This is a genomic window from Streptomyces sp. ME19-01-6 (genome assembly GCF_033793745.1).
Lineage (GTDB): Bacteria > Actinomycetota > Actinomycetes > Streptomycetales > Streptomycetaceae > Streptomyces.
This window is the reverse complement of sequence record NZ_JARAXF010000003.1, coordinates 524297-547595: the sequence shown is the minus strand read 5'-3', so window position 1 is coordinate 547595 and position 23299 is coordinate 524297. Positions and strand designations below refer to the sequence as shown.

Annotated in this window: 17 protein-coding genes and 2 pseudogenes; 13 read left to right on the top strand and 6 right to left on the bottom strand. The window is 68.0% G+C overall.

All coding sequences use genetic code 11. From position 1 onward, the window contains the following. Window positions 1-22 precede the first annotated feature (22 nt). Window positions 23-847 (top strand): polyphosphate--glucose phosphotransferase, encoded by an 825-nt coding sequence (gene ppgK, locus PV419_RS09085; RefSeq protein ID WP_319687567.1) that lies wholly within the window; start codon window positions 23-25, stop codon window positions 845-847. A 70-nt stretch (window positions 848-917) separates the two neighbouring features. On the opposite strand, the pseudogene PV419_RS09080 reads toward ppgK, so the two are convergent. Next, window positions 918-1148 (bottom strand): annotated as a pseudogene (locus tag PV419_RS09080) (DUF6542 domain-containing protein); the annotation flags it as partial. Between the two features lie 515 nt (window positions 1149-1663). Between PV419_RS09080 and ychF the strand changes: the two are divergent. Continuing rightward, the gene (gene ychF / locus PV419_RS09075) at window positions 1664-2752 is read left to right on the top strand and encodes a redox-regulated ATPase YchF (RefSeq protein WP_319687306.1); all 1089 of its coding nucleotides are present in this window, start codon (window positions 1664-1666) and stop codon (window positions 2750-2752) included. Window positions 2753-3035: 283 nt separating this feature from the next. On the opposite strand, the gene PV419_RS09070 is transcribed toward ychF, so the two are convergent. Both PV419_RS09070 and PV419_RS09065 read right to left on the bottom strand, forming a co-directional pair. Then, entirely contained in the window at window positions 3036-3938 is a 903-nt protein-coding gene (locus PV419_RS09070; protein WP_319687304.1) for an aminoglycoside phosphotransferase family protein, read from the bottom strand. A gap of 365 nt (window positions 3939-4303) precedes the next feature. Further along, entirely contained in the window at window positions 4304-6862 is a 2559-nt protein-coding gene (locus tag PV419_RS09065) for a GH32 C-terminal domain-containing protein (protein ID WP_319687302.1), read from the bottom strand. 541 nt (window positions 6863-7403) lie between these two features. Here PV419_RS09065 and PV419_RS09060 point away from each other — a divergent pair. The 7 genes from PV419_RS09060 to PV419_RS09030 all read left to right on the top strand — a co-directional run bounded on the left by PV419_RS09060 (window position 7404) and on the right by PV419_RS09030 (window position 19111). Further along, on the top strand, window positions 7404-8411 hold the full coding sequence (locus PV419_RS09060) for a LacI family DNA-binding transcriptional regulator (RefSeq protein ID WP_319687301.1): 1008 nt from the start codon (window positions 7404-7406) through the stop codon (window positions 8409-8411). A gap of 396 nt (window positions 8412-8807) precedes the next feature. Next, entirely contained in the window at window positions 8808-10106 is a 1299-nt protein-coding gene (locus PV419_RS09055; RefSeq protein ID WP_319687300.1) for an extracellular solute-binding protein, read from the top strand. A 34-nt stretch (window positions 10107-10140) separates the two neighbouring features. Continuing rightward, the gene (locus PV419_RS09050; protein ID WP_415925262.1) at window positions 10141-11127 is read left to right on the top strand and encodes a carbohydrate ABC transporter permease; all 987 of its coding nucleotides are present in this window, start codon (window positions 10141-10143) and stop codon (window positions 11125-11127) included. Window positions 11128-11133: 6 nt separating this feature from the next. After that, complete coding sequence (locus tag PV419_RS09045; RefSeq protein ID WP_319687296.1) at window positions 11134-12021, top strand: carbohydrate ABC transporter permease; 888 nt, start codon at window positions 11134-11136, stop codon at window positions 12019-12021. A 166-nt stretch (window positions 12022-12187) separates the two neighbouring features. Continuing rightward, window positions 12188-14485 carry a glycoside hydrolase family 3 N-terminal domain-containing protein gene (locus PV419_RS09040; protein ID WP_319687566.1) on the top strand — a complete coding sequence of 766 codons (2298 nt, stop codon included), beginning with the start codon at window positions 12188-12190 and terminating at the stop codon, window positions 14483-14485. Window positions 14486-14607: 122 nt separating this feature from the next. Beyond that, the gene (locus PV419_RS09035; protein WP_319687295.1) at window positions 14608-16083 is read left to right on the top strand and encodes a glycoside hydrolase family 32 protein; all 1476 of its coding nucleotides are present in this window, start codon (window positions 14608-14610) and stop codon (window positions 16081-16083) included. A 91-nt stretch (window positions 16084-16174) separates the two neighbouring features. Next, the gene (locus PV419_RS09030) at window positions 16175-19111 is read left to right on the top strand and encodes a discoidin domain-containing protein (RefSeq protein ID WP_319687293.1); all 2937 of its coding nucleotides are present in this window, start codon (window positions 16175-16177) and stop codon (window positions 19109-19111) included. Window positions 19112-19557: 446 nt separating this feature from the next. Here PV419_RS09030 and PV419_RS09025 read toward each other — a convergent pair whose 3' ends face one another. Beyond that, window positions 19558-19821, bottom strand: coding sequence for a hypothetical protein (locus tag PV419_RS09025; protein WP_319687291.1), 264 nt, complete (start codon window positions 19819-19821; stop codon window positions 19558-19560). A 235-nt stretch (window positions 19822-20056) separates the two neighbouring features. Here PV419_RS09025 and PV419_RS09020 point away from each other — a divergent pair, with 235 nt between their 5' ends. Together PV419_RS09020 and PV419_RS09015 are read left to right on the top strand one after the other, a co-directional pair. Next, window positions 20057-20299, top strand: coding sequence for a hypothetical protein (locus PV419_RS09020; RefSeq protein ID WP_319687289.1), 243 nt, complete (start codon window positions 20057-20059; stop codon window positions 20297-20299). Further along, window positions 20296-20691 (top strand): PIN domain-containing protein, encoded by a 396-nt coding sequence (locus tag PV419_RS09015; RefSeq protein WP_319687287.1) that lies wholly within the window; start codon window positions 20296-20298, stop codon window positions 20689-20691. The genes PV419_RS09020 and PV419_RS09015 overlap by 4 nt, the downstream gene beginning before the upstream one ends. A gap of 149 nt (window positions 20692-20840) precedes the next feature. Here the strand turns inward: PV419_RS09015 and PV419_RS09010 are convergent, their stop codons facing one another. Continuing rightward, on the bottom strand, window positions 20841-21134 hold the full coding sequence (locus PV419_RS09010) for a hypothetical protein (RefSeq protein ID WP_319687286.1): 294 nt from the start codon (window positions 21132-21134) through the stop codon (window positions 20841-20843). A 1-nt stretch (window position 21135) separates the two neighbouring features. Here PV419_RS09010 and PV419_RS09005 point away from each other — a divergent pair, with 1 nt between their 5' ends. Together PV419_RS09005 and PV419_RS09000 are read left to right on the top strand one after the other, a co-directional pair. Continuing rightward, entirely contained in the window at window positions 21136-21507 is a 372-nt protein-coding gene (locus PV419_RS09005) for a substrate-binding domain-containing protein (protein ID WP_319687285.1), read from the top strand. A 72-nt stretch (window positions 21508-21579) separates the two neighbouring features. Beyond that, window positions 21580-22512, top strand: a complete 933-nt coding sequence (locus PV419_RS09000; RefSeq protein WP_319687283.1) for a glycosyl hydrolase — start codon at window positions 21580-21582, stop codon at window positions 22510-22512. 122 nt (window positions 22513-22634) lie between these two features. Here PV419_RS09000 and PV419_RS08995 read toward each other — a convergent pair. Next, window positions 22635-22931: pseudogene (locus tag PV419_RS08995) on the bottom strand (FAD-linked oxidase); the annotation flags it as partial. Window positions 22932-23299 lie beyond the last annotated feature (368 nt).

Genomic DNA, 23299 nt, shown 5'->3' with positions numbered 1-23299 from the left:
CCCTCTCGGCGACGCCGAAGCCGTGCATGTCCTGGGCGTCGACATCGGCGGCTCGGGCATCAAGGGCGCCCCGGTGGACCTGGCGCGCGGAGACCTGGCCGAGGAGCGCTTCAAGGTCCTCACTCCGCACCCGGCCACGCCTGACGCGGTGGCGGAAAGTGTCCGGGAGGTCGTCGACTCCTTCGGCTGGAGCGGGCGGCCGGTCGGGGTGACCTTCCCCGGCGTGGTGACGAGCGGTACGACACGCACCGCCGCCAACGTCGACAAGAGCTGGATCGACGTCGACACGGCGGCGCTGCTCGGCGCGCGGCTGGGATCGCCGGTCACGGTGGTCAACGACGCGGACGCGGCCGGCATCGCGGAGATGACCTTCGGCGCCGGGCGTGGCCGTACGGGCACGGTCATCCTGCTCACCTTCGGGACCGGCATCGGCAGCGCGGTCTTCATCGGCGGGCGCCTGGTGCCCAACACCGAGCTGGGCCATCTGGAGCTGGGCGGCCACGAGGCGGAGAAGCGGGCCTCGACCAAGGCCAAGGACGACCACGACCTGAGCTGGCACAGCTGGGCGCACCGGGTGCAGAAGTACCTCGCGCACCTGGAGATGCTGTTCTCGCCCGAGCTGTTCGTGATCGGCGGCGGGGTGAGCCGTAAGGCGTCGAAGTTCCTGCCGCTGATCGAGGGGCTCAAGGCCGAGATCGTGCCTGCGCAGCTGTTGAACAACGCGGGGATCGTGGGGGCCGCGATGGCTGCCCGGTCCGCGATGGCTGCCCGGCCCGCGACGGCAGATCGGTCCGCGATCCGCGACTCTGCTGCTGCTCCCACTGCTGTCGCTGGTTTCGCCGACTGACCAGGATGCCCTTGCGCGCCAGGACGATCAGGGAGGTCAGCAGCGTCCCGGCGTAGAGCCAGCCCGCGGTCAGCGACAGTGAGGTGAACACGCCCATCGCCTGCCCGGCCAGGCCCGCCGTCCCTTCGTTGATCGGCAGCAGCCCGGCCGCGAACGCGATCGGCACCCCGACCGGCGCCGCGGCCAGGTCCACGGGGCGTACCCACAGCCCGCAGGCCGCGCACACCAGCAGGAAGACCACGCCGTACGAGACGGTGGAGGCGGAGAACAGCAGCGCGTCCAGGCACCCGAAGGCCAGCATGGCGACGGTGGCCAGCAGCCCCGCGCCGAAGCCGGTGAGGCGCGGGGCGGGATAGCGCAGCCCGCTCACCGCGCGCCGCACGGCCGGCCCCACGGCGCCCACCGCCGCGGGGCCGGGCGCGGGCCGCCGCGCCGCCACCGGCCCGCGCGCCGCCCCGCCCGTCCCGCCTCTGTGCCTGTCCCGGCTCTCCCGGCTCTCCCGGCTCTCCCGGGTGTCCCGGCTGTCCCGGCTGTTCCGGCTCATGTCTCTGTCGTCCGCCGCCGGGCGGGGCGGCGGGGCGTACGAGCGGCGCGGGGTACGGGTGCTGTAGTGCTCCACCCGACCAACGTAGGTCGAGGGGTGGTGGGAATCCGGCGTTGGACACGCCCTTCGCAGGACCTTGGCAGTGTGTTCGACCGATTGTCGGTCCGGCCGGGTGACGCGGAGCGGCCCCGTAGACTGGTGCACCGGCCCAGCCGCGGGCCTCGCCCCTGTCATCACATTCTCGCTACGGGAAGTTACGGGAAGTCGCCAACGTGTCGCTCACGATCGGAATCGTCGGTCTGCCGAATGTCGGCAAGTCGACCCTGTTCAACGCCTTGACCAAGAACGACGTCCTGGCGGCCAACTACCCGTTCGCCACCATCGAGCCCAACGTCGGCGTGGTCGGCGTCCCCGACCCTCGCCTCGACACCCTCTCCGAGATCTTCGGCTCGGCCCGCAAGCTCCCCGCCACGGTCGACTTCGTCGACATCGCGGGCATCGTCAAGGGCGCCTCCGAGGGCGAGGGCCTGGGCAACAAGTTCCTGGCGAACATCCGCGAGTCCGACGCGATCTGCCAGGTCATCCGCGCCTTCAAGGACGAGAACGTCGTCCACGTCGACGGCAAGGTCTCGCCCAAGGACGACATCGAGACGATCAACACCGAGCTGATCCTCGCCGACCTGCAGACCATCGAGAAGGTGCTGCCGCGTCTGGTCAAGGAGTCGCGGATCCAGAAGGACAAGCAGGCCCAGGTCAAGGCCGTCGAGGAGGCCAAGGCCATCCTCGACGAGGGCCGCACCCTCTTCTCCGCCGGCATCGTCCAGGGCACCGAGCGCGCCGCCGTCCTCCACGACCTGCACCTGCTCACCACCAAGCCCTTCCTCTACGTCTTCAACGTCGACGAGGACGAGCTCACCGACGACGCCTTCAAGGACGAGCAGCGCGCCCTCGTCGCCCCCGCCGAGGCGATCTTCCTCAACGCCAAGCTGGAAGCCGACCTCGCCGAGCTCGACGACGAGGAAGCCCTCGAGCTCCTCCAGTCCGTAGGCCAGGACGAACCCGGCCTCGCCACCCTCGCCCACGTCGGCTTCGCCACCCTCGGCCTGCAGACCTACCTCACGGCCGGCCCCAAGGAGTCCCGCGCCTGGACCATCAAGAAGGGCGCGACCGCCCCGGAGGCGGCCGGTGTGATCCACACCGACTTCCAGAAGGGCTTCATCAAGGCCGAGGTGATCTCCTTCGAGGACCTGGTCGCCACGGGCTCGGTCGCCGAGGCCCGCTCGGCGGGCAAGGCCCGGATGGAGGGCAAGGACTATGTGATGCGGGACGGGGACGTGGTGGAGTTCCGGTTCAACGTCTAGACGGTGACTTAGCACCACTTCACTGATCTGGCAAACATGCAGGTCAAATGGGGTCTGGCTCTTCGGGGTCAGGCCCCTTGATTTTTACCGTGCTGGATAGGTGCTGGATTTTCTGACCTCTCGTCACCTGCTATCACCCCTCCTCATCCCTACCGTGCTGGATCTGTGCTGGGAAGGATGAGAGTGCCGGTGCTGGGGTGTGCACTGTCCAGGGCGTGGCGGTGGCGGGAACTGTATGGGCGAACGACCTCCCTGCGCCTTATTCGCGACTCCGAGGCCGCGTTCATCGGCGGATCGTTGCGATGAGGCGTCGCAGCGCGGCGTGGGCGGGGGGCCAGGTGGACTTGCCGCCGGGGCGGCCATGAAGGCCGGCCTCTCCGATGAGGATGCCGCTGAGGGCTGTCAGCACCGCCCAGCCGCGGGCGCGGCGCAGGGGCGCGGCGTCTACCACCGGCTGGTAGGCGTCATGGAAGCGGTCGGCGGCCCTGTCCGGCAGCAGTATCCAGCAGGCGGCGAGATTGCAGGCCGGATCGCCCGCGCAGAGGTCGCCGAAGTCGATCACGCCGCAGAAGGTGCCGTCTGCGGTGAGGACGTTGGCCGGATGCAGATCGCCGTGAATCCACAGTGCCGGGCCCGTCCACTCAGGCGCGGCAACGGCGTCCTCCCAGACCGCGCGGACGGCATCCGGTTCGGGGAGCAGCCCCAGCTCGATGGCCGAGGCGAACTGCTCGGCACGGTCGGCCAGTGGCCCCCCGCGGCCACGGCCGACGGGCGCCTTTTCGGGGGCAGGTCGGTGAAGGGCCGTCAGGAAGGCGGCCAAGGTGCCGGCCGCCACCGCGGCGCGTGTGGCGGGAGCGCGGTCGGCAGGCGAGCCGGGCACCCAGGTGGTCACGATCCAGGGTCGCGGAAACCGCTCGGAGGGCTCGCCGAGGCGCTGCGGGACGGGAACGGGCAGGGGAAGGCGCGGGGCGAGAGCGGGTAGCCAGGCGTGCTCCTTGCGCAGCAGGGCGTCCGCGGACTGCGTCGCCCAGGGCAACCGGCCGGCGAGGTCGTCGCCGAGCCGCCACAGCTGGTTGTCCCAGCCACGCGCGCCGAGCTTCAGGGGACGCCCGGCCAGGTCGGGGTGCTGGTCGAGCAGCAGATCCCGGACCAGATCTGCGGGGATGTCGATCTCGGTATGGGGCATGCGGAGCCACGGTAGTTGGACGCTGAGCCGGGCGTTTGTGATGCCCAGCAGTCATTGCCGATCACCACCCTCACTTCCTGAACTGTGCACCGCACGGCAATGCGCATCGGCGCCTGGTTCCCCCTCGGCCGTCCTGCGAAGGGAGGAAGACACACCGGTCGGTAGTACCGGTGCGAGCCGAGTCTGGTGGGGCGGGCAGGTGTGGTCGGGTAGCCGGGGTCCAGCAATGGACTCCGGCTACCCGACCACAGCAGGGGCACCGACCCGCGGGGAATGCTTCCACGCCGTCTTCTTGGCGCCTGCTCCGCCGAATGCCGTGCGCCGGAAGCCGCTACTGGCCGACCGACGCACGGACCCGCGGTTCGTCACCGCCAGATGGACTTCAGATGCCACGCCTGCATGTGGTTGAGCGTGGCGGTGCCGCCTTCGGCGAAGACCTCGACGCCGGTGCTGGAGGGGTCGGGGAAGATCTGGTCGGTGATCACCGCTTCGCCGTTGCCGCCGAAGACCTCGACGGAGGACCAGTCGACGAGGATGCGCAGCTTGACCTTGCCGTTCTTGGGCTTCAGGGGTGCGGTCTGGACGCCGGGGAAGGTGCTGTTGAAGTCCCCGGTGCCGGAGTGGGTGCGGTCGACGTACAGCTCCTGTGTCGTGGTGTCGTAGCCGATGACGGTCTCCTCGCCGCCTGCGCCGGTGCGGACCTTGAGGCCGAAGCGTTCAGCGTCTTTGAGGGAGAAGGTCGCCTCGATGTCGAGTGCCTTGCCCTTGGCCGCGCGGCTGATCAGCGGCTTGGAGGTGCTCTTGACGGTGACGCCTGACACCGTCGCCGGGTGCTGCTGCCGGAGGGACTCCAGGCTGCCCACCGGCTTGCTGGTCAGCCGGGTCTGGCCGTTGATCGTGCGCAGGGCCATTTCCCGGGGAATGCTCTGCGCGCTGCGCCAGGGGGAGGTGGGGATGGATTGGCCGTAGTCCCAGTTGTTCATCCAGCCGATCATGTAGCGTTTGCCGCCCGGGGCGTTCTCCCAGGACACGGCCGCGTAGTAGTCCTTGCCGTAGTCGGTCCAGTCGGCGCGCTGTACGACGGACTCGGCGGGCTTGTCAGCGGCGGTGAACCGGTCGGCCATGACGTGGCCCCAGCCGGCGGTGTTCATGTCGAGGATCTGGATCTTCGCCTTCTTGCCGACGTAGGGGCGCAGGTCGAAGGACGCCCAGTCCAGGCTCTCGCTGTCGGCGCCGGTGGCGCTGCGGACGACCTCGCCGTCGACGAGCAGGTTGACGGACGTCTCCTGGGAGACAGGCTGGGCCTTGGTGTCGGACAGGACGATGTGGTCGACGTTGAGGTGGCCCCAGCCGCCGCTGTTGTTGTCGACGATCTTGATCTGCGCCTTCTTGCCGGCGAGTTCGCCGACGTCCCACGAGGCCCAGTTGAGTGCCTCGCCGTCCTTTCCGGTGGAGCTGCGGACGACCTGGCCGTCCACGAGGAGCTCGACGGCGGTGGGGTTGTCGGAGTCGGCCGGGTGGTTGCCGCCGCCGATGAGGAAGTTGATGTACTTCCTGTCGATGGTGAACTCGGGTGAGGTAAGGGTGCCGGTGGTGGAGTCGCCGTTCAAAAAGGTGTTGGCCAGCCCGTCTCCCAGGAAGCCGGAGACTTGCCCCTGGTCGGGGAGGGTGCCGTTGGCCGGTGCTGTGCCGAAGGCGTCCCCGGTCGCCGTCCAGTCGCCGTAGGTGCCGCCTTCGAAGTCGGCGAGGACCGTGCCCGCGGGCGGAGTCCTGTCCATGACGGTTCCGGCCTCGTGCGGATGCCGCCCGCCACCGACCTTGAAGTTCAGGTAGGGGCTGTCCACGGTGAATTCGGGTGAGGTGAGCGTGCCGGTGGCGCCGTCACCGCCGTGGAAGCTGTTGGCGAGGCCCTTGCCGTCGAAGCCGGTGACCGCCCCCTGCCAGTCCACCGCACCGGTTGCCGGTCCCTGACCGAACGCGGTGCCGGTGGTCGTCCAGGAACCGAAGTTGGTGCCCTCGAAGTCCTGCACCACCGTGCCGGTGGGCGGGGTGTAGGTGCCCTTGTCATCGGCGGTGAACTTCTTGCCGTCGAAGTCACCGATGAAGTACTGCGAGCCCGAACCGCCCGCGATACCACCGGGATTGATGTTGACGACCAGGACCCACTTGATGTTGTTCTTGTCTCCGTCGACCGCGAGGGGGAACAGGTCGGGGCACTCCCACACGCCGCCCGTCGCCCCGGCCGGCCCGAACTCGCTCTGCAGCTTCCAGTCCTTGAGGTTCTTGGATGAGTAGAACCGCACCTTGTGCTCGGCGGACAGCGACACCGTCATCAGCCAGCTTTTGGTCGGCGCGTACCACTGGACCTTGGGATCGCGGAAGTTGTTGGAGCCGATGTCGATGACGGGGTTGCCCTGGTACTTGGTCCAGGTTCGGCCGCGGTCGGTGCTGTAGGCGAGCGACTGGGCCTGCTTGCCGCCGTTCTTGTAGGCGCTGGTGTAGATCGCCACCATGGGCGGGTTCTTCTTCGTACCGAACCCGGTGGTGTTGTTCCAGTCGACGACCGCGCTGCCGGAGAACACCATCTCCTGGTCGTCGTGCGACAGGGCGAGCGGCAGTTCCTTCCAGTGCACGAGGTCCGTGCTGACCGCGTGCCCCCAGGACATGTCGCCCCAGGTGTTGCCGTTGGGGTTGTACTGGTAGAAGAGGTGGTACTCGCCCTTGTAGTACACGAGCCCGTTGGGGTCGTTCATCCAGTTCTTCTCCGGAGTGAAGTGGAACTGGGGTCTGTAGGTCTCGGTGTACGGCGGGGTGTCGGCAGCGACGGCTGAAGGAGCCAGCGGCGCTGCGGACAGGGCGCAGACGGTCGCCACCGCCGCCATCATCCGTATGCGGGCATGCCGGGATACGCGTGCAGAGCTCATGGTGTCTCCTAGTCCCGCGGCTCGTCGGCGCAGCACTGACTGCGGCCCCGGCGCGGACGGACCGAAAAGTGACATCCCAGCGGCGTCGACGTCCACGCAGCCGACTGGGGTGTCAGCGACGACGAATGTCATCGATGACAGCGAGTGCCCGATTATGAAGGGCAATCCGGCCAGCGCGTCAACGGTGCGGGCGCGATTGCTCCGGCACGGTCTACGGTCCGTCGGGCGTCGTCGGCGGCCGTCAGCCGCGCCAATGAGTTCGGCCATGGCGGGTTGGAATCGGCAACCGCGCAGGTCAGAGCGGTTGCCTGGGTGGAAACCGGCAGGCTTCCGCGGCAGCGTGCGAGACCGAGATCGGCTGCGTTAATGAGTTGTTTCCGGGGTGTTGACCGGTGGGGCCTCTCGGTGCTTCACTTCCGGAACCGGTACCGAAACCGGTTCCGGGACTGCTTCCGGTACCGGTTACACGGGTCTCTGTACGATCGTCCCTTCGGTGCGGGAGGGAAGTCTTCCGCCTCTGCAGGAAGGGAGGGGAGGTGACATGGGAGTCACTATCGCCGACGTGGCCACGCTGGCCGGCGTCAGCAAGACGACGGTCTCGCGGGTGCTGAACGCCAAGGGCGAGATCAGCGAGGACACCGTCTCGAAGGTCCGCAAGGCGATCTCGGAGCTCGGCTATGTGCCGAGCGCCGGGGCCGTGGGACTCGCACGCGGCACAACACAGATGATCGGCATGCTGGTCCCTGACCTGGCCTGGGTCTGGGCCGGCATAGTGCAGGCGGTCGTCGAGACCCTGGAGACCGAGGGCTTCGGACTGCGCATGCTGACCGTGAACGGCGGTGAGGAGTCACTGCGCAGGCTGGGCCTGCAGGTCGCCGCCAAGTCGTTCGACGGCCTGCTGGTGATAGAGCCCGAGGGGGCCCTGGCGGCCATCACGGAACTGCACGAGGCCGGACTGCCGGTGGTGCTGATAGACGACCGCTTCCAGCGGCCGGGATTCCCCTACGTGGCCACCACCAACCGGGAGGGCGGTGAGCAGGCGGCGCGTCACCTGCTGGACCTCGGCCGCCGTCGCCCTCTGGTGGTGACCGGTCCTGATGAGTACGGCTGCACCCAGGAACGGCTGGGCGGCTTCGTCGACGTCTATGCGCAGGCCGGGATCGAGCTCGACCCACGCAGCATCATCGGCGGTGACTTCCTGTTCGGCACAGCCCGGAGCGCGGTCGCGGGGGCTCTCGCGGACGGCGTGGAGTTCGACGCGGTCTTCGGGCACAACGACCCCTCGGCGGCCGGCGTGCTCGCGGCCTTGCACGAGGCCGGCCTCAAGATTCCGCGGGATGTCGCCGTGGTGGGGTTCGACGACGTCGAGGTGGCGTCGTACACCTATCCGGCCTTGACCACCATCCGCCAGCCGATGCGGGAGATGGGTGAGGCAGCGGCGCGTCTGCTGCTCGACCACGTGCGCAGATCGCCCGAGGCCGCCCCCTCGCGCATCATTCCCACCAGCCTGGTGATCCGCGGTTCGACGTTAGAGCCGAGCTCGAACTGACGCGACGTCATCGCGGGGCGTACATGATGGCGCCTCGCAGCCGGGCGGTGCGTTGCCGATGACGCACCGCCCCCCGTGTCCTTGAAACCTCGGCGACCCACTTCGGCCTCGCCTTCCTCGCAACCATGGCGGCTGCACACGCGTTCACGCGGCACCGCCCACATGCACCCTTCCGCTCGCGCGTTCCCGATCCGGGACACCGAACGGCGCGCCCGGCCCACCCCGCCCGGCCCCTACCCACTCCGCGTCGGATGCTCCAGCCGCGCCCTGCGGCTGACCGCCGATGCCGCTGTCACCGCGGACGGTCCCCACCCGTGCGCCGGCCCATCCGGGCGTCCGCCCGCTCTCACCCTTAGCCCCCCGCGCCTGTATCGCCCAACGGCAAGGAGCCGCACCATGCGTATCACTACCCGTCACGCTGTCAGAACCGTCCAGATCCTGTGCGTCACCGTCACGGCAGCCCTGGTGGCCACCGGCTGCGGCCGGAGCGAGGATTCCGGCCCCGGCAAGGACGCACCCGCCGAGATTGCCGCGGGCAAGGCCAAGGGGACGGTGGTCATGTGGTCCATGGGCGACCCCGACGAGGACCTGAAGGACCTGGCGAAGAAGTTCGAGCAGGAGAACCCGGACGCGACCGTCAAGATCACAGCGGTCCCGTGGAGCGCCGCCCACGACAAGCTGACCACCGCGGTCGCCGGCGGCAACACACCGGACCTTTCCATGGTCGGGAGCACCTGGATGGCCGAGATGGCCGCCATGAACGCCTTCCAGGCCACCCCGGCGTCGATCAAGTCGTCGGACTTCTACCCCGGCCAGTGGGGCACCACCAAGTACAAGGACACCTCCTACGGCGTCCCGTTCATCGCCGACACCCAAGCGATCTACTACCGGACCGACATCACCACGAAAGCCGGCATCAAGGGCGCCCTGGCCGGCGACCGGGCCGGATTCCTGAAGGACCTCAAGGCCATTCAGGCCACCGCCGGCAAGGAGAACCCCAAGCTGCGCCACGCCAGCGGGCTGGTGATGGGCTTCAACTCCTGGATCTTCTGGGTGCCGATGGTGTGGCAGCAGGGCGGTGACATCTACGACGCCAAGACCGGGAAGTTCACCTTCGACTCGCCCGAGGTCGCCAAGGCGCTGGAGTACTACGCGAGCGTCCCGAAGCAGGGCCTCGCGCCGACCGACAGGGCGGACAACGTGCAGGACTTCCGGGACGGGCTGACTGCCGTCTACCAGGAGGGTGCGTGGGCCGGCGGCAGCTTCCACAAGGACGCCCCGGAACTGGACGGCAAGTGGAAGACCATGCCGGTGCCGTACTCCGAGCAGCCCTCCGGGTTCGCCGGCGGCAGCGACCTGGCGGTGTTCAAGGACGCCAAGAACCCCGACGCGGCATGGAAGTTCGCCCAGTTCCTGACCGAGCCTGCCAATCTCGCGGCCTATTCCAAGGCCACCGGCAGCCTGCCCCCCGCGCCCCAGGCGTGGACGGAGGGCAAGCTGACCGAGGACGAGAACATGAAGGCGTTCGCCGAGCAGCTCGAGGTCAGCAAGGCGCCGCCGGCCATCACGACCTGGCAGCAGATCGCCGACGCCATCGACTCCGAACTGGAGAAGCTGATCCTCGGCAAGGCCAGCGTCGCCGAGGTGCAGAAGACGCTGCAGTCCAAGGCCACCAGCATCGGCACCGGCCGATGAGCGCCGCCGCGATGAGCACCCCTCGTAGGCAGGGATGACATCCATGTCCACGAATACGCTCCCCGGGCGGGGCGACACCGGCAAGCAGAACACCGACGGGCCGGAGCGGAGTGCCGATCGCCGGCGCCTCCCGTTCCGGAGCCCGGCGCGCGGCAGGCAGGCCCGGGCCGCCTGGATCCTTGCCGGGCCCTTCCTCGCGCTGTTCGCGGCCTTCATGCTGCTGCCGGTGGTGTGGTCGCTGCTGATGAGTTTGACCGACACACAGAGCGCCGACCTGCGCACCCCTTTGAACGTCTCGTTCGTCGGCTTCGACAACTACGTGCGGCTCTTCCAGGACGATCAGTTCTTCACAGCTCTGCGCAACACCGCCGTGTTCGTCCTGGTGGCCCTGCCGCTGACCCTGGCCGCCGGGCTCGCCGCGGCGGTCGCCCTCGACCGAGGCATCCGCCGCTTCCGGGCCGTCTTCCGGGTCGGCTTCTACCTCCCGGTGATCACCAGCATCGTGGCCGTCGCCGTGGTGTGGAAGACGCTCCTGGAACCCCGCGCGGGACTGGTGAACCTCGTCCTGGGCTGGTTCGGGATCGACGGCCCGGCCTGGCTGGCGGACACCCGCTTCGCCCTGCCCGTCATGATCGTGATGGCGGTGTGGCGCAACCTCGGCACTGTCATGATCATCATGCTGGCGGGTCTGCAGTCCGTGCCCCAGTCGCTGATGGAGGCGGCCGAACTCGACGGCGCCGGGCCCTGGCAGCGGTTCTGGCGCGTCACCTTCCCGCTCCTGCGTCCCGCCCTGCTGCTCACCGCCGTCACGACCGGCATCGGCTACCTGCAGTTCTTCGACGAACCGTTCGTCATGACCGGCGGCGGACCGCTGGACTCCACCCTGTCGGCCACGTTGTACGCCTACAAACAGTTCGGCAACGGCAATTACGAGATGGCGTCGGCCGCCAGCTACGTCATCTTCGTCCTCATCGTGGCGCTGACCGTGCTGCAGTTCCGCGTGCTGCGAGACAAGGACTGACGACCCATGAGCACCCTCTCCACCCTCCCCACGGCACAACCGGGCACGGACCGCGTCCTCAAGCGTCGCCGCATCCGCCAGACCTGGGGTCAGCCCTGGCTGTATCTGCCGCTCGCGGGCGCCCTGCTGCTGATGATCGCGCCGTTCCTGTGGATGCTCTCCGGCTCCTTCAAACCCGAGGCCGACATCCGCAGCGTCCCGCCGGTCCTGCTCCCCACGGCGCCGACGACCGCCAACTACGGTGAGCTGTTCAGCACGCTCGACTTCACGAGCATGTTCGCCAACTCCGTGATCGTGGCCCTCGCCGTCACCGCCGGGAACCTCATCTTCTGCTCGATGCTCGGATACGCCCTGGCCAAGCTGGAGTTCCGCGGACAGCGCGCCGTTTTCCTGCTGGTCATGGGGACGCTCATGATCCCCGGCCTGGTCACCTTCGTTCCCCTGTACGTGCTGGTGTCCAACATGCAGCTGACCGGGTCCATGCTCGGGCTGATCCTGCCGTTCCTGGCCGGCCCCTTCGGGGTGTTCCTGATGCGGCAGTTCATCTCCACCCTGCCCGACGAGCTGATCGACGCCGCCCGCGTCGACGGCTGCCGCGAACTGGCCATCTTCGCGAAGATCATCCTTCCGCTGACCAAGCCGGCCCTCGCCACCCTCGGGATCATCACCTTCCTCGGCTCCTGGAACAACTTCCTGTGGCCCCTGGTCGTGGCCCAGAACGAGAGCCAGTACACCCTCCCCGTCGGCCTCGCCCTGGCCAGCAGCGGACAGTCCTTCACCCGCTTCGGCATCCTGCTCGCCGGCGCCGTGATCGTCCTGCTGCCGGTGATGATCGTCTTCCTCCTCTTCCAGCGCCAGTTCATCGCCGGCATCGCCACCACCGGCCTGAAGTGACACCCCGGCTCCCACCCCGCCGCCCCATGCCGTGCTGGTCCCGCCCGGGGCGGCGGACAGACGGCACACGAGCCCCGCCGCGCAGGGCGGCAGCGTGCGCGCGACGAGGCCCTCGCGTCGCCCATCAACTCTCTGATCTGTGACGACTCATCTCTTGGAGAACACCGTGGGACAGCCGGTCCACTCTGCCGTGTACCTGGATCCGGAAGCGGCCGTGGAAGCGAGAATCGACGACTTGTTGTCCCGGATGACCCTGCCGGAGAAGGTCGGGCAGTTGCTGATGCTCGACGCCCAACACGGGGACCTGGTGGACATCCTGTCGACCAAGCTGGCCGGGTCCGTTCTGCATGTGACTCCCGAACGGATGCCCGAGGCCATGAAAATGGCCCAGCGGACACGGCTCGGCATTCCGCTGCTGACAGCCGACGACGCCATCCACGGCCACTCGTTCTGGCCCGGCGCGACCATCTTCCCGACCCAGTTGGCCATGGCCTGCACCTGGGACCCCGCTCTGCTCCACCGGGTGGCCCGCGCGTCCGCGACCGAAATCGCGACGACCGGAATCCACGGCACGTTCTCCCCGGTGCTGTGCATCACCCGGGACCTGCGCTGGGGCCGGATCAACGAGACGTTCGGTGAGGACCCCTTCCTGATCGGCGAACTCGGCGCGGCAATGGTGCGCGGCTACCAGGGCGAGGGCCTCAGCGACCCGACAGCCGTGCTGGCATACGCCAAGCACTTCGCGGGCTACTCCGAAACCCTGGGCGGCCGCGACGCGAGCGAAGCCGATCTCAGCCCACGCAAGCTGCGCTCATGGTTCCTGCCCCCGTTCGAGCAGGCGGCCCGGGCCGGCTGCCGCGGCTTCATGCTCGGCTACCAGTCGATCGACGGCGTGCCCATCACCGCGAACCAGTGGCTGATCAACGATGTGCTCAAGGGGGAGTGGGGCTTCACCGGGACGCTGGTGACCGACTGGGACAACGTCGGCCGGATGGTCTACGACCAGCGAACCTGCGCCGACTACGCCGAGGCGGCGGCGGTCGCCGTCAACTCCGGGAACGACCTCATCATGGCCACGCCGCAGTTCTTCGAGGGCGCGCAGGAGGCGGTCGCCCGCGGCCTGGTCGACGAGAAACAGATCGATGACGCGGTACGGCGGGTTCTGCGGCTGAAGTTCGAGCTCGGGCTCTTCGAGGACCCCCGCACCCCCGACCCCGAGCGGCAGGCGCAGGTGATCGGCTGCCGTGAACACGCCGACCTCAACCTCGAGACCGCCCGGCGCTCCCTGGTGCTGCTGCGCAACGAGGGGGTCCTGCCCCTCGAAGGCGGGCTGACCTCGGACGGAACCGGCCGCGCCGCGAGCCAGGGCGCACCGCGGACGATCGCGGTCATCGGCCCCAACGCCGACAGCACGGAAGCCATGCTCGGCGACTGGGCGGGCGCCACCGGTCAGGTCCCGTGGATGCCCGAAGGCCATCCCCGCGAGACGGTGGAGACGGTGCTCGACGGTCTTCGCGCCGTCGCACCCGCCGACTGGACCGTCACGCACGCCCGCGGAGCCGACATAGCAAGCCCCACCCATGCCCCCGAATGGTCCACCGGGCCCGACGGTCAGCCACTGCCGCCCGTTTTCACCCCCGCCCCGGTCGACCATGCGCAGCTTCGGGAGGCTGTCGCCGCAGCAGCGGCCGCCGACTACGCCGTCGTGGTCGTGGGAGACACCATCGCCCTCACCGGCGAGGTGCGCTCGACGGCCACACTCGACCTCCAAGGAGGCCAGATCGCCTTGCTGGACGCGGTCGCCGCCACCGGCACACCCATGATCGTCATACTCGCCCAGTCCAAGCCGAGCACGCTCCCGGAGTCGGTACTGAACGCGGCAGCCCTCATCGAGGCGTTCAACCCGGGCATGCGCGGTGGCCGCGCCATCGCCGAACTCCTCCTCGGACTCATCGAACCCAGCGGCCGGCTCCCACTCTCCTTCGCACGCCACGTCGGACAGCAACCGGTCTTCTACAACCAGGTGCGAGGCCAGCACGGCAACCGCTACGCGGACCTCACCCAAGACCCCCTGTTCGCGTTCGGCGAGGGCCTCACCTACACCACCGTCACCTACTCCGACCTCGTCGTGCACGACCCGGACGTCCCTGCCGACGGCACCGTCGACGCCACGGTGCGCCTCACCAACAGCGGCAGCCGTCCGGCCCTGGAAACGGTCCAGGCATACGTCAGCGACCTGACCACCAGCGTCACCTGGGCCGAGCAGGAGCTGAAGGGTTTCACCCAGGTCGAGATCCCTCCCGGCGAAAGCCTGGACGCCACCATCAACATCCCGGCCACTCACTGCTCACTCGTCACCGCGGACAACCGCCGAGTGGTCGAACCGGGTGAGTTCATGCTCCGCGTCGGCCCCAGCTCACGGCGGGAGCAGCAGCTGAGCGCGGGATTCCGCATCGGGACCTGAACCCCGTATCTGGACCTGTAGCCCGCATACGGGCTCGAAGACCCCCGCCCCGCCGGCCTGCCGCCCCGCCAAATCGAGGGCCGTCGGGGCGGGTTCCATCTGAAACACCGAAAGGCACGCGTGTGTCCACCACACCCCGAGATCCGCACCGCCCCGTGGCGCACCTGCGGCCGCCCCGCAACTGGATCAACGACCCCAACGGGCTGGTCTTCCATGACGGCCATTACCACGTGTGCTACCAGTACAACCCGTACGGCGCGACCCACGCGAACATGCACTGGGGCCACTTCCGCAGCCCCGACCTGCTGACCTGGGAGCCGCTGCCGATCGCCCTGTCCCCGAACCCCGATGGCGTGGACGCCGACGGCTGCTTCTCCGGCAACGCCGTCTCCGACGGCGACCGGCTGGTCGCCTTCTACTCCGCGCACCGCGAGGACCGCTCGTTCCAGCACCAGCCGGTCACCTGCGCCGTCTCCCACGACGGCGGCAACAGCTTCCGCCCGCGCGGCGAACTGCTCATCCCCGAGCTGCCCGAGGGCTGCACCATGTACCGCGACCCGTACGTCTGGCAGGACGGCGACGGCTGGCGGATGCTGGTCGGCGCCGCCCTCGCGGACGGCCGCGCCGCCGCCCTTCTCTACGACTCACCCGACCTGGAGAACTGGACCTACCGGGGGCCCTTCGCAGCCCGCCGCCCGGAGCCCGTCGGCGGCACCGAGGAGCTCACCGGCGATGGCTGGGAATGCCCCCAGTACCTCCCGGCAGCCGACGGACCCGGCGCCCTCATCTTCAGCACCTGGACCGAACCCACCGGCCCGATGCGCGTCGCAGCCCTGATCGGCGAAGAGCATGACAGCCACTTCGAGGCCGGCCCAGCGGTACCCGCCGACCACGGCCCCGACTGCTACGCGCCCGCCCTGCTGCGGGCACCGGGCGACCGGTGGCTGCTGTGGGGCTGGTCGTGGGAAGCCCGCGACGAAGCCTGGGCCGTCGCGGACGGATGGGCCGGGGTCCTCACCCTGCCCCGCGAGATCCACGTCCACGACGACGGCACACTGCGCCAGCAGCCCGCCACCGAACTGCTCGCCCTGCGTGGCGAGCACACCATCCACGCCGAAGGCGCGACGCACGGCCCGCAGCCGGTGGACCTCGGCAGCGTGGGCCGCGCCTTCGACCTGACGGCCCGCCTGGAGCAGACCGCCGGAAACGCCGGTCTACGGCTGCTCACCACCCCGGACGGCTCCGAGTACCTTGACATCCGCCTCGATGCCGACGCGGGCGAACTGGTCGTCGACCGTGACCACGCCTCACTGGACAGCCGGGCCCACGGTGGCTCCTACCGGATGCCCTGCCCCTCTGGTCAGCCGGTCGACCTGCGCGTGGTCGTCGACCACTCCATCGTCGAAATCTTCCTGATCACCACCGGCCAGGTCCTCACCCTGCGCTGCTATCCCACAGGGCAGAGCCCGTGGCGACTTCAGGCCCGCACCGCCCCGGGTACGCGCCTCGGCTTCGCGGTCGACGCCTGGGAACTGCACCCGCTCGTGATCAAGGAGCCGAGCACCGGCGCCGCAGAGCCGGCTCCGACGTCGCCGTAGAACCGACTCCAACCGGTCGATCCCCCACCTCGGCATGTGTCCCACCCCCTCTTCCAAGTACTGACCAAGCAGGTCCGAAGGAGGATCTTCCATGAGCTCATACGGTCTCGGACGACGCCAGTTCCTGGCCACCGCTGTTGGTGTCGCCGCCGCCTGGACCTCGGTTTCCGGGAACGCCATCGCCGCCCCGCAACTGAAGCAGGCCGCACGTGGCAATTCCGTCCGTGTGTGGCTGACGGACGTATCGGCCGGCAAATGGGTCGCCGGCCAGGACGATGTGCTGTTCAAGGCGAGGAGAACGGCCAACCCGCTCACCATCAAGATCGACGACAGCGTCAAGTACCAAAAGGTCCAAGGCTTCGGTGCGGCCATGACCGACTCCTCCGCCTGGCTCATCGACAAGCTGTCCACCGCCGAGCGGACCAAGCTGATGAAGAAGCTGTTCGATCCCTCGAAGGGAATCGGTCTCAGCCTGCTCCGCTCCCCGATGGGCGCCACGGATTTCAACGCGTCCGGGAACTACTCCTACAACGACATGCCCGCCGGCCAATCGGACCCGACGCTGTCCAACTTCTCCATCGAGCACGACGTGCCGTACATCATTCCGGCCTTGCGGCAGGCCCTCTCACTCAATCCGTCCATCAAGATCATGGCCAACCCGTGGAGCCCACCGGGCTGGATGAAGACCTCCGACTCCATGATCGGAGGCACCCTGAAGAGCGAGTACACCTCCGCGCTGGCCAACTACTTCGTCAGGTTCATCCACGCCTGTGGCGAAGCCGGCGTGCCCATCTCCTACATTTCCCCGCAGAACGAACCCATGGGTACTCCCACCTGGCCCGGGATGTTCCTGTCCGCGTACCAGGAAGCCGAGTTGATCCAGGAGATCGGCAAGGCGTTCGAAGCCAACGGAATCTCCACGAAGATCCTGGCCTGGGACCACAACTGGGACGTGCCCTCGTATCCGGAGACGATCTTCAGCGACCCCGCAGCCTCCAAGTACACCGCGGGAACCGGGTGGCACATCTACAGCGGCAACCCGAAGTACCAGACAGTGGTCCACAACGACTACCCGAGCAAGGAAACCTTCATCACGGAAGCCACCGGAGGCGTTTGGCAGGACAGTGACCAGACGGCGTTCAGCGAAGCACTGGGCACGTGGATCATCAACGGCACGCGCAACTGGGCGAACGGGGTGATGCTCTGGAACATCGCACTCGACCCCGATCGGGGCCCGCTCAACAGTGACACCGCCGGTATACCCATGCTTCGGGGCCTGCTCACGATCGACCCGGCCGACGGGCGGGTGACCTACAACGTGGACTACCACGCCCTCGCTCACGCCAGCAGGTTCGTCAGGCCCGGAGCACGCCGGATCTACTCGAACACCTTCGGGGAAGGCGGCATAGAGAACGTCGCGTTCCAGAACCCGGACGGATCGAAGGTCCTGATCGCCCACAACTCGGGCAGCGCCGCGAAAACCTTCAGCGTCGCGGACGGGACACACTCGTTCGACTACACCCTGAACGCCGGCGACGCCGTCACCTTCACGTACTCCGGACCTGTACAGAGCGGCCGTACCCCCGCAGCGACCAAGGTCTCGGACCCGACACACGACTTCACCTTCACGTCGGCATCCGGCCCGGTCACCGTCACGTACGCCCCGGAACTGCTGCCCTACCAGAACTCCATCCGCACCGGAAACAAGCTGGTCACGTACTCCCTGCCGATCGGAGCTTCCGTCGAGACGATGGGAAGGGCGCTGAGCCGCAGCAAGTGGACCGCCACGGCTTCGGCGCAGGCGGACTGGGGTGTGGCCGCGAACGCGATCGACGGCGACATCGACACGCGGTGGAATCTCGGGCACGGACCCACGAGCGGCGACTGGTTCCAGATCGACCTGGGGAGCCCCACGAGCTTCAACAAAATCGTCATCGACACCGGCGTGAAAAACTCGTTCGACTACGTCACCAAGTATCAGATCTACGTTTCGCACGATGGTGCCGATTGGGGCAGCGCGATTGCGAGTGGTAGCGGAGGCATTGGCAAGATTGCCGTCACATTGCCGACCCGAACGGCACAGCACATTCGCATCGTCAGTACTGCTGCCTCCGGCTTCTGGTGGTCCATCGGCGACATCGAGGTGTACGGGTCTGCGCGTGGAGCCGGCTCGATCACAGCTCCGGCAGCGGTATCGAACGGCCTCCAGCTGAAGAACTGGACCAGCAAGGAAGGGGAGCAGGTCACCGCAGTATTCAACGGGACCACCGACAGCAAGAGCTTCAAGATATCCACCGACGGGTCGTACACCTATACGCTGCCGGGCGGCACCTCGGCGATGTTCACGACCATGAAGCTGTCGAGCTTCCCATCGCCGACGTTCAGCGATCTGAAGCCGGAGCGAGGCATGCCGCGCTCCAAGTTCACGATTCGCGGTTCTGGTTTCGGTGATGCACAGGGGCTGGGCACGGTGTATTTCGGATCAAGCTATGCCGAAATAGACACCTGGTCGGACACGGGCATCAGCGCCTACGTTCCGAAGGGACTTCCAGCGGGGAAGGTCACGGTTTCCGTGAAGGGGGCCAGCGGAGCAGACGCAGGTGGATCATCGTTCGACGTCATAGATCTTGGTCCTGCGCTGCCGCGGACGGGTTGGACCGCAAAGGCTTCGGACGCAAGCCAGTGGGATGCGCCCGGAAACATGCTGGACGGTAATTCCGATACTCGGTACAGCTCCGGAACAGGGCAGTACGACGGCCTCTGGATCCAAGTGGACATGGGGCAGACGCAGACCTTCGACAAGATTGTGTTGGATGTCGGCGGCAGTGTCAGCGACTATGCGCGGAGCGCAGACGTGTATGTGTCCACGGATGGAACCGACTGGACCAAGGTCTCTTCCGTAGCGGACGGCCAACGAGTCCACCTTATTTCCTTCCCCAAGCAGACAGCTCGCTACATCAAGGTCGTCAACACCGACAATGTTGCGCGTAGCTGGTGGTCAGTCGCAGAATTCAACGTCTACAACTGACATCGGGCTTCCATGCGGGTAATCGTCGGCGTAGCCCCGACACAGAGAAAGTGCCTCCGGCCGGCGAGAACAGGCATTGCTGATGTCCTTGCTCACGCATTGGTCGGAGGTGCTTTCGTTGGTGCCAAGAGTGGGGTCTCCTCACAGAAGCTGCTCGTGGGGCGTGCTCGGGGCGGGTGCGCAGCATGTCTTGTAAGCCGGCAGGGAGCGGGCGCTCGCAGACTTCATACATGCGCGGGTGTTGTCGGGTACGTTTGGTGACCTTGAGTCTTCTCGCACTTCGTCGTGGCGACCGTGCTGGATCGGTGCTGGATGCGCGGGCATTTCCGCAGGTCAGAGCCTTATGGTGGAGTTCCGCTTCAACGTGTAGTGGGCGACATGCCACTACGTCGCTGATCTGGCAAACATGCAGGTCAGAAGGGGTTCGACTCTTCGGGGTCGGGCCCCTAGGTCTTTCCCGTGCCGGGATGCGGGACGGCGAGCGGGGAATCGTGTGAGGCGAGTGCCCCGATGAGCGGATCGGGGAGCCCGCTGAACGCGCCGAGGCATTCCTCCAGCGCCCGCAGCCACCCACGCAGGCCCTCGTCGGGATCGCTGATGCCCCGCAGACGCTGCAGCTCGGCCATCAGCGCGTCGCCGCGCACCTCCAGCGCGGCGGCCAGCAGGTCCTCGTAGGTGGGGAAGTGCCGGTAGAGGGGCCGGACCCACACCGGCGTCCCTGGCGATGGCCGGCAGCGGATCGATCGGCAACGCCCTGCTCAGTGTCTTCGTAGGCACCGCCGTCTGCGTCGCCCTGTCCAGCACCTTCTTCGCGCCCTGACCGGCGCGGACTCTGCGCGCCGTGCACGATCGTGTTCGCCGTGCTGTGGGCCCGTCGACGGGGCGCGGGTTGACCGTCGGGTGCTCACCTGCGTAACTCTGGTAACACCTTGGTATGGTTGCGGTATGGCGAAGACGAAGAAGGTCACGATCACGCTGCCGGCAGAGCTGCTGGAGAGTATGAAGGCGCACACGGACAACGTCTCCGGCTACATCACCGAGCTGGCCGAGCGGGCCGAGCGGCGCAGGCTCCTTCGAGAGGAGCTGGATCGCTATCAAGGGGAACTCGGGGCGTTCACCGATGAGGAGATGGCCGAGGCCCGCGCGCTCCTGCACGGAACCGAGGAGGAGGCGGAGCGCGCGGCGTGAACATCGAATTCCTGGTTCTCGACTCGCAGGGTTTCTCCTCATGGGTCGACCAGGACCGCAAGGTGATGCGACTCCTGGAGCAGGCGGAGCGCGACGGGGTCGATGTCGCCATGTCGGCTGCCACGATCATCGAGGTTTCGTACGGTGGCCTGGACATGGCTCGGCTGAATTGGTTGTTGTCCCGCATCCGGGTAGAGGCGGTGACGAAGGACAGAGCCCGCAGCAGCGCCCAACTCCTGAGGGGAGCCGGGCTGCACGGGCACAAGTACGCCATCGATGCCATGGTCGCCGAGGTGGCGCTGCGCCTGCCGGGGCCGGTGGCGGTGCTCACGTCCGATGCCGACGACATGGTCAAGCTGTGTGGGCAGCGGGTGCGGGTCATCGGCCTGTAGCCGTGTGCGCTTGCGGCTCTTCCGGCGGCGCGGAGGCGCTTCGCAGGCCGCTCGACCTGACGCTCTGCCGTGACGACCTCCTCCTGGTCGACCTGCCCACCCCGTGGCCGTGCCCGTGACGATGCGGATCTGCCCGCAGCCGTCGATGATCACGGCCTCCTCGAGTTCCCTGGGCATGTTGGTGAAGAACTGCCGGAAGCCATCCGGCTCGCCGGGTAGGTCGGCCCGTCCCAGCCGTCGGGGTTGGGGTTGACGAGACTCGGGCCGATGTCGGCCTTCGCGTAGTCGAAGTACCACCGCAGCCCCTTGAGCGCCTCGGGCGAGGAGAAGTCCACGGTGGCCAGGTCGTCTGCGAACAAGCTTCCGCCGGCCGACGCGGTCATCCACATGAGCTGGGAGAAGCCCCCCCCCATGCCCGTGGCGTTCAGGCCGTACACCTTCACCTTGCCGAATGGAGTCCTGCGAGTAGTCCTTGGCGAGGCCGTACCGGGCGCCCGAACCCTGCTTCTCGCCGTTGAAGCGCCACACGTCGACGGCTTCTTCTGCGTGACCGACTCCCTGGCCATGGGGGTGCTGCGGGGCCTGGCCGACGCCGGCATCCGGGTGCCCGATCAGGTGAAGGTGATCGGCTTCGACAACGTCACGGAGGGTGAGTTCTTCATCCCCTCCCTCTCCACCGTCGACCGGACGACGACGGCATGGCCGAGTGCCGTCGACCTTTTGACCAGGCTCATCGAGCAGACCGAGCCCGCCGTCCGGCACGAGGAATCCGTCGGCGGCTTCTCGGTGGTCATCCGGGAGTCGACCGGCGGCTGACGTCGCCACCGGGCGCCCCTGGCATACTCCCAAGTTCCCTCCCAGCCTCGTCCAGACACAATGGAGACCCCTGTGATCCCTGCGGGCGCCCCCCTCTTCCGTGACCCGGTATACGACGGAGCCGCCGACCCCGTCGCCGTCTGGAACCGTCAGTGCGGCGAATGGTGGCTGATCTACACCAACCGCCGCACCACCGCCCCCGGCCCCGGAGTCGCCTGGGTGCACGGCACCGACCTGGGCGTGGCCGCCTCGGCGGACGGTGGCCGTACCTGGACGTACCGGGGCACCCTCACGGGTCTGGAGACCGAGTGGGGGAGGAACACCTTCTGGGCGCCGGAGATCATCTGGCACGACGGGCTGTACCACCTGTACGTCAGCTACCTCCGTGGAGTGCCGGACTCCTGGACCGGCCCCGCCCGCATCCGGCACTACACCAGCCCCGACCTGCTGGACTGGGCCCATCACGGCGCCCTGGACCTCGACTCCGACCGGGTCATCGACGCATGCGTGTTCCCGATGCCGGCCGGTGGCTGGCGGATGTGGTTCAAGGACGAGACCCGGGGCTCGATCACCTGCGCGGCCGACAGCCCCGACCTCTACCACTGGCGGCCCACCGGCCTCGCGGTCGGCCACCGTCCGCACGAGGGCCCCAACGTCTTCGAACTCGGCGGGCACTACTGGATGCTCGTCGACGAGTGGCGCGGACAGGGCGTACTGCGGTCGGACGACCTGACCACCTGGAAACACCAGGGGCTCATCCTGGACGAGCCGGGCAGCCGCCCCGACGACGGGACCATCGGCCTGCACGCCGATGTGGTCGTCCAGGAGGACACGGCCTACATCTTCTATTTCACGCACCCGGGACGCACCGAGACCGAGGACGACGGCACCCGAGCCACCCGCCGCTCCTCACTCCAGGTCGCTGCCGCACGAGTCGTCGACGGCGTCCTGCGTTGCGACCGCGACGAGCCCGTCCGGCTCGATCTGGCCCCTGCGCCCGAGTGACGCACGCCCGCTCGCGGGCGGCGCCGTGCCGACGGGTTCAGGCCGGCTCGATGGACAGGCTGTGGCGGAAGGCGTTCGGGATCGTACTGTGCCTTCACCCGCTGCAGACGCCGGTAGTTGTTCTTGTAGTAGAGGTAATGCCACGGTGTGTCCGAGGTGTTCCAGGCCGGGTTCCGCAGGTCGGCGTCGGGGTAGTTGATGTACGCCCCGTCGTTGATCTCATTCGGAACGGGGACACCGCCCGTGTCGGCGTACACAGCCCGGTAGAAGTTCCTGACACCCGCCTCGAACGCGTCGGCCTCCGAGGGGCTGGGCCAGACCGCCACGTACCCGATCTTGATGCGGGTCCCCCGGTGGGCGTACGCGGTGGCATCCGGGGCGACGTCTCCCACCCTGCCGCCGTACGTCGACAGGGTCATCACGCCCGATACGCGGTCCGGGTCGGTCTCGCTCAGGTGCGAGAACGCCGCCTCGATCTGGGCGCGGCTGAGCGTCTTCTTCGCGTAGGCCGACTTCAACCGTTCGGCGCCCGACTCGACGGAGACCTGGCCCATCATGGACGGGCCGGCCAGTTGGGCCGGCATCATGAGGAGGTCGGAGTGCAGCGCGGCGGCGGGCGAGTCGGCGTCGCTGTTGGCCTCGACCCAGGCGCCGTGGTTCTCCATCAGCCGGGTGAACGCCGCCCGGTCGAGGTCCTCCCAGCGCCACGCCGCCCTGAACGTCAGCACGTGCCGCGGCGGGTTCGGCAGCAGCCGTGCCGGGGCCGCGCCGCCGGCGCCGGCGCCGG